This window comes from Pedobacter endophyticus (assembly GCF_015679185.1).
In the GTDB taxonomy this organism is placed as follows: Bacteria; Bacteroidota; Bacteroidia; order Sphingobacteriales; family Sphingobacteriaceae; genus Pedobacter; species Pedobacter endophyticus.
In genome coordinates this window covers 4882173-4903104 of record NZ_CP064939.1, presented here as the reverse complement: position 1 = coordinate 4903104, position 20932 = coordinate 4882173, and the positions used below count along the sequence as shown (strand labels likewise).

Annotated in this window: 2 protein-coding genes, 2 tRNA genes and 3 rRNA genes; 2 read left to right on the top strand and 5 right to left on the bottom strand. The window is 45.9% G+C overall.

Features of this window, described 5'->3' with window-relative positions; translation table 11 throughout:
* Window positions 1-482 precede the first annotated feature (482 nt).
* Together IZT61_RS20015 and IZT61_RS20010 are read left to right on the top strand one after the other, a co-directional pair.
* On the top strand, window positions 483-13535 hold the full coding sequence (locus IZT61_RS20015) for a T9SS type B sorting domain-containing protein (protein ID WP_230383781.1): 13053 nt from the start codon (window positions 483-485) through the stop codon (window positions 13533-13535).
* Window positions 13536-13595: 60 nt separating this feature from the next.
* Entirely contained in the window at window positions 13596-14558 is a 963-nt protein-coding gene (locus IZT61_RS20010; RefSeq protein WP_196098766.1) for a PorP/SprF family type IX secretion system membrane protein, read from the top strand.
* 322 nt (window positions 14559-14880) lie between these two features.
* Here IZT61_RS20010 and rrf read toward each other — a convergent pair.
* The 5 genes from rrf to IZT61_RS19985 all read right to left on the bottom strand — a co-directional run bounded on the left by rrf (window position 14881) and on the right by IZT61_RS19985 (window position 20418).
* Window positions 14881-14992 (bottom strand): 5S ribosomal RNA (rrf, locus tag IZT61_RS20005).
* Between the two features lie 139 nt (window positions 14993-15131).
* A 23S ribosomal RNA gene (locus tag IZT61_RS20000) occupies window positions 15132-18008 on the bottom strand.
* Window positions 18009-18423: 415 nt separating this feature from the next.
* Window positions 18424-18500 (bottom strand) — tRNA-Ala (locus IZT61_RS19995).
* Window positions 18501-18588: 88 nt separating this feature from the next.
* Window positions 18589-18663, bottom strand: a tRNA-Ile gene (locus IZT61_RS19990).
* 233 nt (window positions 18664-18896) lie between these two features.
* Window positions 18897-20418 (bottom strand): 16S ribosomal RNA (locus IZT61_RS19985).
* The 16S, 23S and 5S rRNA genes sit together here with 2 tRNA genes alongside, the layout of an rRNA operon.
* Between the last annotated feature and the right edge of the window lie 514 nt (window positions 20419-20932).

Genomic DNA, 20932 nt, shown 5'->3' with positions numbered 1-20932 from the left:
TTAAAGAAATAACAAAACAACCAATCGAACAAGCGTCAATTGCAGTAGATATTCATCTTGCATGTTGTTTTCAATAAAATTCTTTAAAATATTTCAATAAGCCGATATCGTCTTGCGTTTTGGCATGTCCTTATGCGAGAATCGAATAGTCCTTACATTTAATTTTACTAAAAAAACTAAAACCAATCCCCATGAAAATCCTTATTTGAAAATAACCACCACCAATGTCCTTGGTATTTGTGTGATTATACTTAATCCCTTATTGATTTCGCAACGTTCTAAACAAACGATATTGCCCTTTCTGCTGCGCCTGGCTCAACAGCCTATCCAAAACCTATTACGGATATCTTAAGCAGTTTTTCAAACAGTATAGCTACCAAAGACCACTTTAAAGGACGGGCCACAACATTTCTTAAATCAAACGTTAGCAAACATCTGAATTAACCAGTTGCCAGGATTTTTGCTGGAAAAATAATTAAAACATGGTAAGTCATCCCCTCTCCTCATTGACCAGTCTGATCAACTATTTCTTTATAAAAAAGGAAAAAGACAGTCATTTTCAACAAAATCGGATATCTCCGATCAACAGACTCCTATTTTTCCTCGGCTTCGTTTTGATCCCCATGATCGGATTTTCGCAGAATGCCAAGCCTATCATCGACTTAAATTCTCCGATTGACGTATTTCTTGATTGGACAAACTACGTTGGTGATTTGGATAATCCGTTTGGTACAGATGCCAGTTTGCCCGATGGAGGTTGGACAAGGAATAATACAACGCATGTGCAAGCGCCTCAAAACGCTAATATTCTTTTCAGTCAAGATAATCCACCAAATCCTTTATTTGCCATATCGCCAACAATAAGCGGAATGAACCTCGGCCCTACCAGTACGGGTGGTGCAAGGCTTTTAGTGGGCTTGTACTGGAATCAAGGCTTAGCACAAGGCGGTCCTTTATCGGGATCAAGAAATACGTTTTCTATTTATTATGACGATGTTGAATACGCCAGATTGAGAACCGACAACACTACCAATAACCCAGGTACGGGGGATGTGTTCTTTCAAAATGGCGCAAAAAACGCTGAGGGCACCACAGCATCAAAACCTATTCCGGGTGCTACCCTAACCACCCTCCATATCGAGTTACCCAAAAATGTTGCGAGTACAGGCAAGGTTCGTTTGCAGTTTAACCCGAGAGACAATGGCAGGGATGATGTAAGGATCGCTTTTATCAGGGCCCATAAATATACAGGTGATAGCAGTTATAACTTCAATACTACCTATATAGAAAACGGTACTCCTGTTGCTCTTGCCAATAGCGATATGGAAATTGTTGATGATGGCACCAACCTGGCTAGCGCTACCATTACCACAACAAACCCTCAAACTGGCGATGTTTTGAGCATTTCAGGAACTTTGCCTGCAGGGATTTCCGCAACCTTTAATGCCGATAACACCATAATTTCTCTTACAGGGAGTGCTCCCGTTGCAGATTATATCACTGCCATTAAGCAAGTTCGGTTTGCAAACACATCCGAAAACCCAAATACAACTACCAGAGCTATTAATGTTGTTGTAACAGATTCCGATGGTGTTTCCTCCGACGCTTCAGTTGCCTCCGTTACTGTGCTTGCCGTAAACGATGCGCCAATGGGCACAGATAAGACAGTATCGGTTGTAGAAGATGGCACTTATACTTTTTCGGCTGCCGATTTTGGTTTTAGCGATCCGGCAGAAGCGCATGAATTCGCTGCTCTAACACTCGCTACGCTTCCTGCAAACGGTACACTTAAACTTAATGGAACTGCAGTAACAGCGGATCAGGTGGTTCCGGTGATGCAAATTCCGCAGCTTACCTGGCAACAAAATTCAGAAAATGCAAATGGAAACGCCTTTGATAGCTTTACCTTTAAAGTTACCGATAATGGAGGTACTGCAAACGGAGGCGTAAATACCGATCCCTCAGCTAATACCATAACGATTAATGTTACAGCCGAAGCCGAGCTATCGGTAAACAAAACAGCAAGCAACAACAGTCCGGATATGGGTAGCAACGTTATTTTCACCATAACCATCACTAACACAGGTCCTAGCAACGCAACAGGCGTTAAGGTTAACGACCTACTACCTACCGGATACGCTTTTGTTTCGGCTACGGAACCTGCAGGTACCAGCTACAATTCAACCAGCGGCGAATGGCTGATAGGCAATTTGGCAGATGATGCCAACTCCGTTCTCACCATTACTGCAACGGTAAAGGCCAGTGGCAACTATGCCAATACAGCAACGGTATCTGCTAATGAATACGACCCTATTGCTGCAAACAACAGTGCTTCGGTTACACTTACACCCGTTGCTGTAGCCAACTTATCGGTTACCAAAACCGTAAATAATAGTACGCCTGATGTAAATAGCGAGGTTACTTTTACCATTACGGCGGCCAATGCAGGACCTGTTAATGCAACTGGTGTTGAAGTTATTGATCAGTTACCTAGTGGTTATACGTATGTTTCTGCCTCATTTCCGGCAGGTACGAACTACAATAATTCTAATAGTGAGTGGACAATAGGTAATCTGGCGAAGGATGCCAATGTCGTTCTAACCATTACGGCTATTGTAAAGGCAAGCGGCGACTATGAAAACACGGCTACAGTGTCGGCTAATGAAAAAGATCCGAGCCCGGCAGATAACACTGCTTCGGTTACCCCCATGCCGGTGGCCATCGCCAATATGTCGGTAACAAAAATAGCAAGTAGCAATACACCCCATGTGGGCAGTCAGATCACGTTTGCCGTTACGGCCGCTAATGCTGGGCCGAGCAACGCAACAAATGTGAAGGTCGACGACTTGCTTCCTAATGGTTATACATTTGTATCTGCTTCTACACCTGCCGGAACAACCTACGATAAAGATACCGGCAAATGGCTGATTGGCAATTTACCAAACGGCTCCAATTTTACCCTGATCATCAGTGCAACTGTGAATGCTAGCGGAGATTATGAAAACATTGCTACGGTATCGGCAAGCGAAACTGATTCGAATGAAGCTAATAATACTGATAGGGCTAAGCCTGTGCCTGTTCCGGTTGCCAATGTTTCTGTTACTAAAAGCGCCAGCAGCAATACGCCCAACGTAGGCAGCAATGTTACGTTTACCGTTACTGCCACTAATGCCGGACCAAGCAACGCAACCAATGTTACCGTTACGGACGAACTGCCAACTGGATATACTTTCGTATCGGCTGTGGCACCCACCGGAACAAATTACGATGAAGCTACTGGCATTTGGACTATTGGTGCTTTAGCAAATGGCGCTAATTCGGTTTTAACCATTACGGCAACGGTAAATGCCAGCGGGGAGTACAGAAATACTGCTTCTGCAACCCTAAATGAAAGCGACCCGGATACTGAAAATAACACCGATGCTGTTACACCTGTACCAGTACCCCGGGCGGATGTATCGGTAAACAAAATATCAAGCAACAATATGCCCGATGTGGGTAGTCATGTTACTTTTACGATTACGGCGGCCAATGCCGGACCAAGTACTGCAACAAATGTTGAGGTAACCGATTTACTACCTAACGGATACACTTTTGTGTCGGCTTCGACACCTGTCGGAACAAGCTACAATAGCGTAAACGGCGTATGGAGCATAGGTAACCTGGCCAGGGATGAGAACTCGGCATTTACCATTACTGCAACTGTAAATGCGAGCGGCAAATACGAAAATACAGCTTCGGTTAGGGCGAGCGAGAGCGATCCAAATCCCGGTAATAACACCAAAAAAGTAACTCCGGTGCCCGTGCATGTTTCGAATGTAGCTGTTAGTAAAACTGCAGATAATAGTATGCCCAACGTAGGCAGCAATGTTACCTTTACCATAACGGCTTCGAACGCGGGCCCTAGTTTGGCAACAGATGTGATTGTAAACGACCTTTTGCCGAATGGTTATACGTATCTTTCGTCTTCTGCTTCGGGAACAACCACCTACAATGCAGCTACAGGTGTGTGGACGGTTGGGAACCTGGCTAACAGCTCGAGTGCAGTGCTTACCATTAATGCCAGGGTAAATGTAAGTGGCAATTATACCAATACCGCTTCGATTGGAGCTGATGAAAAGGATCCGGATGAAACGGATAATAGTGACGCTGTTACGCTTACGCCAGCACCCGTGGCAGATTTGGCCATCGCCAAAACCGTAAACAACACGAATCCTGCTTTTGGAAACAACGTGGTTTTTACCGTTACTGTAAACAATACCGGGCCAAGTAATGCAACAATGGTTAGCGTTACCGATGCCCTGCCCAGCGGCTACACTTTCGCATCAGCTGCGGCACCTGCTGGAACAAGTTATAACAATACAACGGGTATATGGACAATTGGCAATTTGGCCAACGGCGCAAGTGCTGTTCTTACCATTACCGCTACGGTAAACGTCAGTGGAGATTATAGCAATGTTGCAACGGTTACCCGCCATGAGCACGACCCGAACGAAACAAACAATTCGGCTTCTTCTACCCCTTTCCCTTCATCTTCAACAGATTTATCAGTTACTAAAACAGCGAGCAACAATTCTCCTACCGTAGGCACCAATGTTACCTTTACCATTACAGCCAACAATGCTGGGCCAAGCAACGCAACAAATGTCAGCGTTACCGATGCTTTGCCAACCGGTTACAGTTTTGTGTCGGCCGCTGCTCCTGCCGGAACAACCTATAACAGCACTATGGGCGTATGGGCAATTGGCAACCTGGCCAGTGGCACCAATAAAGTACTCAACATTACGGCTACTGTAAATGGAAATGGTAACCGAACCAATACAGCCAATATTTCTGGTAGCCAAAGCGATCCGAATAATACAAACAACACGGCCAGTATTACGCTTACACCTGTGGCATCGGCCGATCTGGCTGTAAGCAAAACCGCAAGCAGCAACGCCCCCAAAGTAGGGAGTGATGTCATCTTCACCATTATTGCAACTAATGCCGGCCTTAGCGGGGCCTCCAATGTAAGTGTGGATGATTTATTACCAGATGGCTATGCCTTTGTTTCTGCTACCCCATCTGGAGGGACCAATTACGATGACGCTACCGGCCTATGGACAATTGGCAATTTAGCCAGTGAGGCCAGTGCCACGCTTTCTGTTACTGCTACGGTATTATCGAACGGTAACTACACCAATACCGCTACCATAAAGGCCAACGAAGATGACCCCGACCTGAGCAACAATACTACCACGAGCACTCCGGTTCCGGTTCCTGTAGCAAATATGTCTGTCACCAAAACAATCGATAACAATACGCCCAATGTTGGTAGTCTGGTTACCTTTGCTATTACCGCCTCTAATGAGGGGCCAAGTAATGCAACAGCGGTTAAGGTTACCGATGCTTTGCCAAGCGGATATACTTTTATGTCGGCCACACCCGCAACCGGAACCACTTATGATAGTGATACCGGAGAGTGGCTTATAGGTGCTTTGGATAATGGTCATAGCGCTGTTCTCACCATTTCGGCAATTGTTAATGCGACTGGAAATTACAGCAATATTGCAGTGATTAACGCGGCTGAAAATGACCCCGGTACGGCCAATAACATGGCTACTGCTACCTCAACGCCAGTGCCTGTTGCCGATTTATCTGTAACCAAAACAGTAAGCGATAATACGCCAAATGTGGGCAGTGAAGTTACCTTTACAATTACTGCCGCCAATACTGGCCCAAGCAGCGCAACAAATGTCAGGGTAAACGACGCCTTACCTAATGGGTACAGCTTTGTATCGGCTTCGGCTCCTGCGGGAACGAATTATAACAGCAACACAGGCTTATGGACAATTGGCAACCTGGCAAACGGGGCCAACACTGTTCTTACCGTTAATGCGACCGTAAATGCAAGTGGCAATTATACCAATACAGCAACCATTCATGCTACCGAAAACGACCCAGGCAACATCAACAATACGGCTACCGTTACTCCTGGCCCTGTAAGCTTATCGGATGTATCCGTTACCAAAACAGTAAGCGATAACATGCCCGATGTAGGCAGTGAGGTAATTTTTACGATTACCGCCAGCAATGCAGGTCCAAGCCAAGCAACAAATGTAAGCGTAAACGACCTCCTACCGAACGGATATACCTTTGTTTCGGCTACAGCTTCGGGCACTACCAACTACAACCCAACAACCGGGATATGGTCGATTGGTAATTTGGCCAATGGCTCCGATATTACGCTCAGCATAATAGCCAGTGTACAAGCAAGTGGTAATTATACCAATACAGCTACCATACAAGCCTCGGAAACTGATCCGGCTAATACCAATAATATGGCCAGTAGTACACCCGTTCCAGTGGCAGTTTCAAATCTCTCTGTTAGTAAAACAGTAAGCAACCCTTCCCCCGGCGTTGGCAGCAACGTAACTTTTACCGTTACAGTTTCTAATGCTGGACCAAGCGAAGCCAGCAACGTAAAAGTGAAAGATCTGCTCCCTGATGGTTATGCGTTTGTGTCAGCTTCGGCTCCGGCCGGAACAATGTATGACCAGACTACTGGCGATTGGATGGTTGGTATTTTAGCAAATGGTGCAAATAGTGTGCTTACTATCACTGCAACTGTAAATGCCGACGGTAATTATTCGAATACTGCTACAGCAAGCAGCACTGAAAAAGACCCCAACAATACGGGCAACACTGATACCATTACGCCTGTGCCTACACCAGTTGCCGATCTTTCTGTAACAAAAACATCAGATAGCAACGCTCCAAACGTAGGCAGTAATGTTATTTTTACTATAACGGCCCTTAATACGGGACCAAGTAATGCAACAAATGTTCGGGTAACGGATGCCTTACCGAACGGATATACCTTTGTATCGGCCTCGGCACCGGGTGGCACAACTTATAACAACTTTACAGGTATTTGGACCGTGGGCAACCTTGCCAGTGGCGCGAGCACGGTTCTTACCATTACAGCTCATGTGAATGCGAGCGGCAACCGAACCAATACTGCTACGATCAATGCGGCGGAGCACGACCCCGACCGTGCTAACAATAGTGCAACCATTAAGCTTGCACCTGTACCCGTGGTTGATGTGGAGGTAAGCAAAACGATAAACAATAACCGCCCAGATGTAGGCAGCAATATTAACTTCACCGTTACCGCAAGCAACAAAGGGCCCAGCACCGCAACGAATGTAAAGGTAAATGATTTATTACCAAGTGGTTACACCTTCGTTTCGGCAAGTGCTGCATCAGGCACAACCTACAATAGTACTACCGGTGTGTGGATGATAGGCAATTTGACTAATGGGTCAATAATAACACTAAACATTACAGCTACAGTAAAAAACAATGGCGATTATACCAATACTGCTACCATAGCGGCAAACGAACACGATTCGGATAACAGCAACAATACATCGTCAATTACGCCCGTTCCAGTTCCTGTTGCCAACCTGACTGTAACAAAAACAGCAGACAACAATAAGCCTGATGCTGGCAGCAACATTACGTTTACTATAACAGCAGCTAATGCAGGTCCGAGTAATGCTACCAATGTAAACGTGAACGATTTATTACCAGATGGCTATACATTTGTATCGGTTACAGCACCTGCAGGAACAAGTTATAACAATACCACGGGCCTATGGGCAATTGGCAATTTGGCCAGTGGCGCAAATGCTGTTCTTACCATTACCGCAACTGTAAATGCAAGTGGAAATTACAGCAATACAGCAACAATTACCGGCAATGAGGATCCGGATGGCAGTCCGAGCGCTACGGTTACCCCTACGCCAAGGCCAACAGGCGATGTTTCAGTTACCAAAATGGCAAGTAATGATGCGCCTAACGTTGGCAGCAACGTTACGTTTACAGTTACGGCCAACAACGCAGGCCCAAGTAATGCCAGCCACGTTACAGTAAACGATCGCCTGCCTACCGGTTACACCTTCGTATCCGCTTCGGCACCTGCCGGAACAATGTATGATAGTAACACAGGCATTTGGTCTGTAAATAACCTTGCCAATGGTGCCACCAGCGTTCTTACCATCACTGCTACAGTAAATGCAAGTGGAAACTATAACAACAGAGCAACCATACAAGCGAGCGAAAACGATCCAAATACCGAAAATAACATGGCTAGCAATACACCTAATGCAGTGGCCCTGGCTAATGTATCGGTAAACAAAACCGTCAGCCACGCTACACCCGATGTAGGAAGCAACGTTACTTTTACCGTTACCGCGGGCAACGCCGGACCTAGTAAAGCAACCAACGTTAAGGTAGTAGATCTGTTACCGTCTGGCTATACCTATCTATCGGCTTCAATACCGGCCGGAACAGCTTACGACAATAGTACAGGTGAATGGCTTGTTGGATTACTGGCTAATGGTGCAAACAAAATACTTACCATTACGGCATCTGTAAATACAAGTGGCAATTATAGCAATACCGCTACCATAACGGCTTCCGAGCTTGATCTGGATGAGTCTGACAATAGCTTTACAGTTACACCAGTACCTGAAGCCACAGCAGATTTACAGGTTATTAAAACCTCAAACGGAGCGAGCTCGAACGTTGGCGACGATGTTACTTTTAAAATCACAGCGCGAAACATGGGGCCAAGTGCCGCAACACAGGTTAGGGTAGATGATTTGCTACCCAGCGGTTTCACATTTGTATCGGCTACGCCAGCTACCGGAACAACTTACGACCATACCACTGGCGAGTGGATTATTGGCAATTTAGCAACCAGTGCAAATATTACACTTTCTATTGTTGCCACTATAAATGCCACCGGTAATCATACCAATACGGCTGTTATAAGTGCAAAAGAAAAAGATTTAAATCCAGGCAATAATACATCATCAGTTGTTTTAACGCCTGGTGCCTTAGCTGATATAGCTTTAACCAAAACTGTTGATAACCCGACACCTGTGGTTGGCGAAAATATTATTTTTAAGCTTACGGCAACCAGTAATGGGCCTAGCGCTTTGGCATCAAATGTCAGGGTGAACGATGTACTTCCTAGTGGTTACACTTTTATCTCAGCTTCGGCAACGCTTGGAACCTATAATCACAATACCGGAATATGGACTATTGGCAATTTAGCAAATGGTAGTCATGCAATACTTGATCTTACAGTAACCGTGAACCCAGGTGGTAACTATATAAATACTGCCACCATCTCGTTAAACGAAACAGATCCCGATGACGGCAACAATACGGCTACAGCTACTGCAACACCTGTACCTGAATCAAATGTATCGGTAACCAAAACTGTAAATAACGATTCGCCGGGCGTAGGTAGCAACATTGCCTTTACTATTACTGCCAGCAACGCTGGACCAAGTATTGCAACAAACGTCATCGTAACTGATGTGCTTCCAGATGGTTATACTTTTTTATCGGCCTCGGCGCCCACCGGAACAACTTATAATCCTGAAAATGGCGTGTGGATGGCCGGCAATTTGGGCAATGGTGCCAATACGATCCTCACCATTACTGCTAAAGTGAATGTAAGCGGCGACTATAGCAACACGGCAACAATAAAGGCAGATGAAAACGATCCTGACAACAGCAACAATAGTGCAACGGCAATACCTGCACCAACAGCGGTTGTTGATTTATCAGTAACAAAATCAGTAAGCAATAATACCCCTGTAGTGGGCAGTCACATTACGTTTACGATTATTGCAGCTAATGCGGGGCCAAGTAACGCCAGCAACGTTATAGTGCGTGATGCTTTGCCAGACGGTTATACGTTTCTGTCAGCTTCGGCACCGGCCGGAACATCGTATGATCATGACAGTGGCCAGTGGATAATTGGTAACTTAACAAATGGCTTCAGTATGATTCTCACCATCGATGCAATTGTAAATGCTACTGGAGATTATACGAATACGGCTGCTATAACGGCAAACGAAGATGATCCGCATGGCGATAACAACTTTGCCAGCGCTGGCACTACGCCAAGACCCTCGGCCGATTTATCTGTAACAAAAACGGCAAGTAATAATACGCCTAATGTTGGAACGCAGGTAACCTTTACCATTACAGCCACTAACGCCGGACCAAGCCACGCAACCAATGCAAGGGTAACTGATGTCTTGCCCAATGGCTACACCTTCCTATCAGCCTCTGCACCTACCGGAACAAACTACAACCAAAACACCGGCATATGGACAATAGGATCGATGGTGAACGGAACCAAGCGTATACTGACCATTACGGCTACTGTAAACGCCAGTGGCAATTATGCCAACACGGCTACAATAACTGCTAACGAAAATGATGTTAATGAAGCTAACAATACCGCTACGGCCAGTCTTTCACCGGTAGCCGTGGCAGACGTACGCATTAATAAGGCTGGCAATTTATCGCCGAAAGTAGGAGAGAAAACCACATTCATCGTGCTGTCATACAACAACGGCCCCAGCAATGCTACAGGCGTTTATGTAAAAGACTTACTTCCCAGTGGTTACACCTTTTTAGCTGCATCACAATCGGCAGGTACCAGTTACGACAGCACAACAGGAGTGTGGACTATCGAAAATCTGGCGAACGGAGATAGTCTCCTCCTGGTTATAGATGCCCTGGTAAACCCAACTGGCAATTATACAAATACGGCCACAATAGCAGCAAACGAGCTCGACCCAAATCACATCAATAATACCGATGCTGTTACGCCCAATCCGGTTGCTGTTGCCAATATGTCAATTATCAAAACTGTTAACAAAAGCAATCCCGGCGTTGGCTCCAGTGTTATCTTTACCTTAACCGCCAAAAACTTAGGCATCAGCACTGCAACAAATGTTAAGGTAAATGATTTGCTGCCAGATGGCTATACTTTCTTGTCAGCTTCGGCACCCATGGGAACTACGTATGATAACACTACGGGTGTGTGGACTATTGGCAATATGGTTAACAAAGGAAGTGCTGTGCTCACCATACATGCAAAGGTAAATGCAAGTGGCAACTATGTAAATACCGCTACTATAACGGCAAACGAAGAAGATCCAAATGGCGACAACAACTCGGCCACCGTTACTACTACACCAACTGCATTGGCCGATGTCGCTGTTGTTAAAACCGCAAGCTCAACAACGCCAGAGGTCGGCGAAACCATTACTTTTACCATTACTGCCAGTAACGCCGGACCAAGCACGGCCAACAATGTTATTGTAAACGATGCCCTGCCAAGTGGTTATCACTTTATTTCGGCCGCGGCCTCAGGATCTACATCTTACAATAGCTCAACCGGTGCGTGGTTAATAGGTAACCTTACCAATGGGGCCAGTGCTACGCTTTCTGTTACTGCAAGGGTAAACTCAACCGGCAATTATACCAATACAGCTACAATTAGGGCAAAGGAAGATGATCCCGATCATACCAGCAATACCGCTACCTTTACCCCCACTCCAGTACCTGTAGCAGATGTGGCAGTTTCTAAAACGGTAAACAATGCCAGGCCAGCAATTGGCAGCCTAGTTACCTTTACCATTTATGCTTCCAATACCGGGCCAGGTTCTGCCACAAATGTGCTTGCAAATGACAAATTACCTGATGGCTATACTTTTATTTCTTCCACTACCTCTGCCGGTACGATTTACGACGCTGCAACAGGTTTATGGAGAATAGGCAACCTGGCTAATGGGGCAAGTGCCATCTTAACCATTACCGCCAGGGTAAATGCAAGCGGAAGCTATGCCAATACAGCAACCATATCGGCAACTGAAAAAGATTCGAATATGGCCAATAACAGCTCTGCATCTACCCCTGTGCCCACTGCAGTTGCTGATGTAATGGTAAATAAAGCAGTGAGCGCTAACACACCCATTGTTGGTAGCAACGTTACCTTTTCCATAACCGCATCCAATGCTGGCCCCAGTACCGCCACAGCAGTAAAAGTAGATGACTTATTACCATCTGGTTATACATTTGTATCCGCCGTAGCACCGGTTGGCACAACCTACAATCAAACAACAGGTGTTTGGAACATCGGCACATTAGCCAATGGAAAAACAATGAGGCTATCCATCACGGCCAAAGTTAATACCAGTGGCGATTACGTTAACAAAGCAACTGTACTGGCCAACGAAACCGACGTTAATGCATCGAATAATACAGCCGTTGCAAGCACCTCTCCAATATCGACAGCAGATGTTTCAATAACCAAAAAGACAAATGAGGCAACACCAAATGTAGGATCAAATATTACATTTACGATCAATGTGCTCAATTCTGGACCTAGCACTGCAACAAATGTTGTTGTAACCGATGTGCTGCCGGCTGGCTATACTTTTATATCATCCGATAACAAGTCCTATAACGCTGCAACAGGTATTTGGACAGTTGGCGATATAGTAAACGGGGCTTCCAAAACACTGGAAATCGTAGTAAAAGTAAATGCCGCTGGTAACTATGCCAACAGGGCTTCCGTTACTGCAAGTGAAAATGATCCTAATATGAGCAACAACGCCACTACAACTGTACCAGTTCCTATACCAGTACCAGTTGCTGATATCGCTGTTTCAAAAACGGTAGATGATTCCCGACCGAATATCGGCGCACTGGTCAAATTCTCCGTCTCGGTATCTAATTTAGGTCCGAGTACGGCAACAAATGTCGTTGCAGCAGACCTATTGCCGAATGGCTACACCTTCGTCTCAGCAATACCGTCTGGCAATACCACTTACGATAGTGCCACGGGAATATGGAAAATAGGAACTTTAGCCAATGGAACGAGTACCGTTATTACCATCGATGCGAAAGTAAATGCTAAGGGTAACTATACCAATACTGCAACAGCTAAGGCCACAGCAATCGACCTTAATATGGCAAACAACACCGCGGCGGTTACAACAGTTCCGCAGAATACGGCCGATCTTTCTGTACATAAAACTGTCGATAATGTGAAACCTGTTAAAGAAACAAACGTGATTTTCAGTATCAAGGCCAAAAATGCAGGCCCTGGAAATGCAAGTGCAGTGACCGTAACCGACCTCTTACCTGATGGATTTAGCTTTATAAGCGCAAATGCCCCTGCCGGAACAAGTTATGATGCAACCGCCGGAGTTTGGACCATTGGCGATTTGCCTAATGGAGCAGATATTACACTTACCATTACCGCAGAAGTTAATCTATCAGGCACATACACTAATATAGCCATTATCAATTCGGTAACAGCTGATCCAAATCTTGTCGATAATATATCAGTATCAACCGTAGTGCCTTCAGCATCTATAAAAAACGAAGAATCTCCTAAAAATTTAAAAATCCCGAATCTCTTTACTCCAAATGGAGATGGCACCAACGATACGTTCGAAATTAGAAATTTAAAAAGGATTCAAAAAAATGAGCTTACCATTATTAACAAATGGGGCAATGAGGTTTATCGTTCCAATAATTATCAAAACAACTGGACTGGCGAGGGCTTAAATGAAGGCACCTATTTTTACTTGCTTAAAGTGAAAGAAACAGAGAGCGCCGAATGGGTAATATATAAAGGATGGCTCACTTTGCTCAGGTCATTTAGGTAAGCCCACAAAGCCGGAACAGGCCTGCACTATTGATGCTTGCTGGATTATAAAACGACTCTTATGAAAAAACTATCGATAATTTTATGTATATTAATGTTATTTAAACTTGTACGGGCACAGCAAGAGGCCCAGTTTAGTCAGTACATGTTTAATGCTATATATATTAACCCGGCCTACGCGGGGTACCATGAGCAGCTGAATATACATGGCTTTTACCGCAATCAATGGACTGGTATAGAAGGGGCTCCAAAAACCCTTTCTTTTGCTATAGATGCGGTTGCCAACAAGGGAAATGTAGGTTTAGCGCTGAATGCATTGAGTGAAAAGCTGGGTGCTCAACGAACTTTCTCTGCCTTTGCAAACTATGCTTACCGAGTGAGGATGAATAATGACGGATCATCGCGTCTCTCCTTTGGTATTGGTTTGGGGCTAATGCAATCGGGCTTAGCTGCCGAGCTCCTGAACCCCAATGACTACGAAACGAACCTTCCCGTAGGGTTTTATAGTCTAATGATGCCCGAGGCAAGGGCCGGTGTGATGTTTGCCAACGATAAGTTCTACGCGGGATTTTCTGCAGGAAATCTAATTAGCCAGTTTTTAAAAAATGAAAAGTATATTTTCATTCCAAAACCGAAGCCTCATTATTATTTAACAGCGGGTTTACTGTTACCGTTGTCTGCAAACGTCTATATAAAACCGTCATTTTTAATTAAAGAGGACAGGGCCGGGCCAACAAGTCTTGATTTGAACGCTTTCTTCATCTTTTATGACAGACTATGGATCGGTGGTTCCTACAGAACTGCGATAGCACTTTTTGACAAGCCTCATTTGCAAAATGATCTTAGTAAAACAAACGCTGCAATAGCGGCGTTACAAGTATTCCCTGCACATTTTAGAATTGGATATGCCTACGATTTCTCTATCGGACCCCTGCGGCACTACAGCGAGGGCGCACACGAATTATCAATTGGCTACTTTTTTAATCGTAACAATTTACGCATGCGCACCCCACGATATTTTTAAACCCATAGAGAAAATAATAAATTCAGTAGCTTAAGTGTCTGCGATAATCTTCTATGATATAGGGTAAGAGAAATGAACCGGAACCCCAGAAAGGAGGCTGTGCGGAGATCATTGGGATTTACTATCACAACAAAGGCTTAGGGCTTGAGCCGTTTTTTAAAAGATTCCCGCCTCCGCGGAAATGGCAGCAAGGATAGTAAATGCAAATTTCATGTACCTGATAGCTATTAGAGAGAATGGCTCCCTGCAAAAAAGCTTATAAACAAGAAAACCCTCCAGAATAAACTGAAGGGTTTTGCAATTGCCCCTTTGGGGCTTTAAGATTTGGCACCGACCTACTCTCCCACGTGTTACCGCAGTACCATCGGCTCTGGTGGGCTTAACTTCTCTGTTCGGAATGGGAAGAGGTGGACACCACCGATATAGGCACCTAAATATTTTTAAATAAGGTTGAGGGTTGAAAGGTGTAGGGTATAAGGTATTAACCTTACGCCTTAAGCCTTTTGCCTTAAGCCTTAAATGACATATTATTGAAAGAAGTTAAGTTTCGAAGAGCAAACAACGATGTTGTTGCTTTGAAAGCTTCGGGTGATTAGTACTACTCGACTGTGGTGTCGCCACCTTTACATCTGTAGCCTATCAACGTAGTAGTCTGCTACGGCCCTATATGGAATTCTCATCTCGTGGCTAGTTTCGCACTTAGATGCTTTCAGCGCTTATCTATTCCCAGCGTAGCTACTCTGCAATGCCCCTGGCGGAACAACAGATTCACTAGAGGCTGGTCCAACCCGGTCCTCTCGTACTAAGGTCAGCCCCACTCAAAATTCCTACGCCCACAACAGATAGGGACCGAACTGTCTCGCGACGTTCTGAACCCAGCTCGCGTGCCACTTTAATCGGCGAACAGCCGAACCCTTGGGACCTTCTCCAGCCCCAGGATGTGACGAGCCGACATCGAGGTGCCAAACCTCCCCGTCGATATGAGCTCTTGGGGGAGATCAGCCTGTTATCCCCAGCGTACCTTTTATCCTTTGAGCGATGGCCCTTCCATGCAGAACCACCGGATCACTATATCCGTCTTTCGACCCTGATCGACCTGTATGTCTCACAGTCAAGCAAGCTTATGCTATTGCACTCCACGTACGGTTACCAAGCGTACTGAGCTTACCTTTGAAAGCCTCCGTTACCTTTTTGGAGGCGACCACCCCAGTCAAACTACCCATCAAACAATGTCCTCCACTTTGTGGAGTTAGACACCGAATACAGAAAGGGTGGTATTTCAACGTTGGCTCCACGATGCCTGGCGACACCGCTTCATAGCCTCCCACCTATCCTACACATCCTGTACCCAATGTCAATGTTAAATTGTAGTGAAGGTGCATGGGGTCTTTCCGTCCCGTTGCGGGTACCCGGCGTCTTCACCGGGACCACAATTTCACCGAGCTCATGGCTGAGACAGCGCCCAGATCGTTACACCATTCGTGCAGGTCGGAACTTACCCGACAAGGAATTTCGCTACCTTAGGACCGTTATAGTTACGGCCGCCGTTTACTGGGGCTTCGATTCAATGCTTCTCCTTGCGGATGACATCCCCTCTTAACCTTCCAGCACCGGGCAGGTGTCAGGCCTTATACCTCATCTTTCGATTTTGCAAAGCCATGTGTTTTTGTTAAACAGTCGCCTGGGCCTTTTCACTGCGGCTGACATTGCTGCCAGCGCCCCTTCTCCCGAAGTTACAGGGCCATTTTGCCGAGTTCCTTAGCCATGATTCACTCGAGCACCTTAGAATCCTCTTCCCGGATACCTGTGTCGGTTTGCGGTACGGGTTTTTATAACCTGAAGCTTAGCGGTTTTTCTTGGAAGTCTGATTACCTGCACTATCCACTCACCCGAGGGCTCGCGGTACTATCGACTTTCAGCTAGATCGGCGGATTTGCCTACCGTTCTAATACCTACTGTCTTTAACGATCTATTCCGTCAGATCGCGGCAGTGTCACTACTCCGTCCCCACATCGCAGTTATAAAAAGTACTGGAATATTAACCAGTTGTCCATCGAATTTCCCCTTCGGGTTCTCCTTAGGTCCCGACTGACCCTGATCCGATTAGCGTTGATCAGGAAACCTTATCCTTTCGGTGGGCGGGTTTCTCGCCCGCCTTATCGTTACTTATGCCTACATTTGCTTTTCCATAAACTCCAGCACCCATTACCAGGTACCTTCGCTGTCGATGGAATGCTCCCCTACCGATATATTTCAATCCCATAGCTTCGGTGTACAATTTAATGCCCGTTTATTATCCATGCCCGATCGCTCGACTAGTGAGCTGTTACGCACTCTTTAAATGAATGGCTGCTTCCAAGCCAACATCCTAGCTGTCTGTGCAATCGGACCTCGTTAGTTCAACTTAACTGTAACTTGGGGACCTTAGCTGATGGTCTGGGTTCTTTCCCTCTCGGCGCGTGACCTTAGCACCCCGCGCCTCACTGCAGATCATATTTAATAGCATTCGGAGTTTGTCTGGATTTGGTAGGATTTGACTCCCCCGCACCCAATCAGTAGCTCTACCTCTATTAAACTAAATATCCACGCTGTTCCTAAAAACATTTCGGGGAGTACGAGCTATTTCCCAGTTTGATTAGCCTTTCACCCCTACCCACAGATCATCCGGAAACTTTTCAACGTTTATCGGTTCGGTCCTCCAGTACGTGTTACCGCACCTTCAACCTGTCCATGGGTAGATCACAAGGTTTCGCGTCTACCCCCACTGACTATGCGCCCTATTCAGACTCGCTTTCGCTTCGGATCCGTGGCTTAACCACTTAACCTTGCCAGTGAGGAGTAACTCGTAGGCTCATTATGCAAAAGGCACGCCGTCACGCAACTTGTACGCTCCGACCGCTTGTAAGTACACGGTTTCAGGTTCTATTTCACTCCCCTGTTCGGGGTTCTTTTCACCTTTCCCTCACGGTACTGGTTCACTATCGGTCTCTCAGGAGTATTTAGCCTTACCGGATGGTGCCGGCAGATTCCCACAAGGCGTCTCCGACCTCGCGGTACTCAGGATACTGCTAGACTGGTGTTCTATACGTGTACAGGGCTATCACCTTGTATCGCCGGGCTTCCCATCCCGTTCCACTTCTGTTCACCAATGCCACGTTGCAGTCCTACAACCCCCACTTTGCCGTAACAAAATAGGTTTGGGCTCTTTCCCTTTCGCTCGCCACTACTCAGGAAATCATTGTTATTTTCTCTTCCTCTGCTTACTTAGATGTTTCAGTTCGGCAGGTTTGCTCATTATATGTGACTGGTCTTCAACCAGCCGGGTTGCCCCATTCGGAAATCTTCGGATCTATTCCTATTTGCAAATACCCGAAGCTTATCGCAGCTTATCACGTCCTTCATCGCCTCTGAGAGCCAAGGCATCCCCCGTGTACTCTTTCTTACTTTCTTCTACTCATATGCCTTTTGCGCCATATGGTATGCTTTTTTTGCTCTTGTTATGATGTCTCATACTTAGCGGTTTCTTGCGATCCCTCTAAGTGAGCACAAACACAACAGTCGCCTATTGTTGTTTGCTCTTCTTTTTTAACTTCTTCCAATATGTCAAAGAACTTTACTAAGGTGTAAGGTTTAGGGTATAAGGGTGGAGGGTTTCATTGTCCTCTGCCCAAGCCTAAGCTTAACCTTATTAGTAAAAACTGCGGTCTCGAACCGTTTCATGTGCCCCTGTGGCGTTTTTCTTTTTCTTTCAATCTGTCAATGATGATCACCGATCCGGGTGATGTGTGTTTTTTGTGGTGTGGTGTGGTGTGTTTAAGCAATAGGTATTACCCTACACCTTCAACCTTTTAACCCTCAACCTTAATGGTGGAGAATAACGGAGTCGAACCGTTGACCTCCTGCGTGCAAGGCAGGCGCTCTAGCCAGCTGAGCTAATCCCCCAGATTTCAGTCCTTAAGTCTGTAGTCAACAGCCCGAAGTCTTAACGACTCATGACTTAAGACTTATCGACTTATGACTTTCAGTGGTGTAGTCCCGTCCAGATTTGAACTGGAGACCCCTACATTATCAGTGTAGTGCTCTAACCAGGCTGAGCTACGGGACTTCTTGATCTTAGATTGTTGATTTTAGACTTACGATGTTCTTCCGTTGCCGCTTCAATCGTAATTCGTCAATCTTAAATCGTAATTCAATTTCAATCTCGTCTCTCCTTAGTTTTTTTAATATTAAGATATAGTATGTATATGGAGTATGAAGACCTTAAGCCTTATACCTTATTACCCTAAACCTTAATGTAGAAATATCATGTTGCGCAGTGAGTAGTCAACTCTACTCCAGAAAGGAGGTATTCCAGCCGCACCTTCCGGTACGGCTACCTTGTTACGACTTAGCCCCAGTTATCGGTTTTACCCTAGGACGCTCCTTGCGGTTACATACTTTAGGTACCCCCAACTTCCATGGCTTGACGGGCGGTGTGTACAAGGCCCGGGAACGTATTCACCGCGTCATTGCTGATACGCGATTACTAGCGAATCCAACTTCATGGGGTCGAGTTGCAGACCCCAATCCGAACTGTGAACGGCTTTGTGAGATTCGCATACCATTGCTGGCTAGCTGCCCTCTGTACCGTCCATTGTAGCACGTGTGTAGCCCCGGACGTAAGGGCCATGATGACTTGACGTCGTCCCCTCCTTCCTCTCTGTTTGCACAGGCAGTCTGTTTAGAGTCCCCACCTTAACGTGCTGGCAACTAAACATAGGGGTTGCGCTCGTTGCGGGACTTAACCCAACACCTCACGGCACGAGCTGACGACAGCCATGCAGCACCTAGTTTCGTGTGATTGCTCACTGATCTATCTCTAGATCATTCACTAACTTTCAAGCCCGGGTAAGGTTCCTCGCGTATCATCGAATTAAACCACATGCTCCTCCGCTTGTGCGGGCCCCCGTCAATTCCTTTGAGTTTCACCCTTGCGGGCGTACTCCCCAGGTGGAACACTTAACGCTTTCGCTTAGCCGCTGACTGTGTATCGCCAACAGCGAGTGTTCATCGTTTAGGGCGTGGACTACCAGGGTATCTAATCCTGTTTGATCCCCACGCTTTCGTGCCTCAGCGTCAATATGACCATAGTAAGCTGCCTTCGCAATCGGTGTTCTGAGACATATCTATGCATTTCACCGCTACTTGTCTCATTCCGCCTACCTCTAGTCCATTCAAGCCCATCAGTATCAAGGGCACTGCGATAGTTGAGCTACCGTCTTTCACCCCTGACTTAACAGGCCGCCTACGCACCCTTTAAACCCAATAAATCCGGATAACGCTTGGATCCTCCGTATTACCGCGGCTGCTGGCACGGAGTTAGCCGATCCTTATTCCCTCGGTACATTCAGCTAAATACACGTATCTAGGTTTATTCCCGAGTAAAAGCAGTTTACAACCCATAGGGCAGTCTTCCTGCACGCGGCATGGCTGGTTCAGAGTTGCCTCCATTGACCAATATTCCTTACTGCTGCCTCCCGTAGGAGTCTGGTCCGTGTCTCAGTACCAGTGTGGGGGGCCATCCTCTCAGATCCCCTAGTCATCGTCGCCTTGGTGGGCCGTTACCCCGCCAACTAGCTAATGACACGCATGCCCATCTTCATCCCATAAATGTTTGATCATTGTACTATGCAGTACTGTGATTTTATGCGGTATTAATCCGGATTTCTCCGGGCTATCCCCCAGATAAAGGTAGGTTGCATACGCGTTACGCACCCGTGCGCCGGTCTCTAGAAGAGCAAGCTCCTCTATACCCCTCGACTTGCATGTATTAGGCCTGCCGCTAGCGTTCATCCTGAGCCAGGATCAAACTCTCCATTGTAAAATGTTATTTGATTCTGACCAGTTTTAACTATTGTTAAAAATAGTCTTCTTTTGTTTTGTCTGTTAGACATTGACTTTAAAATGTAATAAGGAACTCTGTACTTGAATTCGTACTTCATTACCCCACTACGCATCATTGACATCTCTTTTAAGAACTTATCGGCATTGAAACCTCACGGTATGCCTTTTTATATATCTTCCAGCTTCAGTTGGGCATAAGTCTTAATGGTCTTTTCCCTGTTTCGGCCAGTTTCAATCTTTTCATTTTTAGTCACTCGCGACATCCGCCGCTGGACTTTTTTTCCTTTCCTTTCGGTTGGGAGTGCAAAGGTAGAAAACTTTTTCTGAACTGCAAATAAATTATTTTATTTTTTTCGCTCTCCTTTTTTCTTCTCTTCGCTTTTCAATCTGCCTGTCTTTTAACGGGCGTCCCATATCTTCTGATCGGGGCTGCAAAGGTAGTGATCTTTTTGTTTCTGGCAAATTTATTTTAAAATAAATTCTGCGCCTTT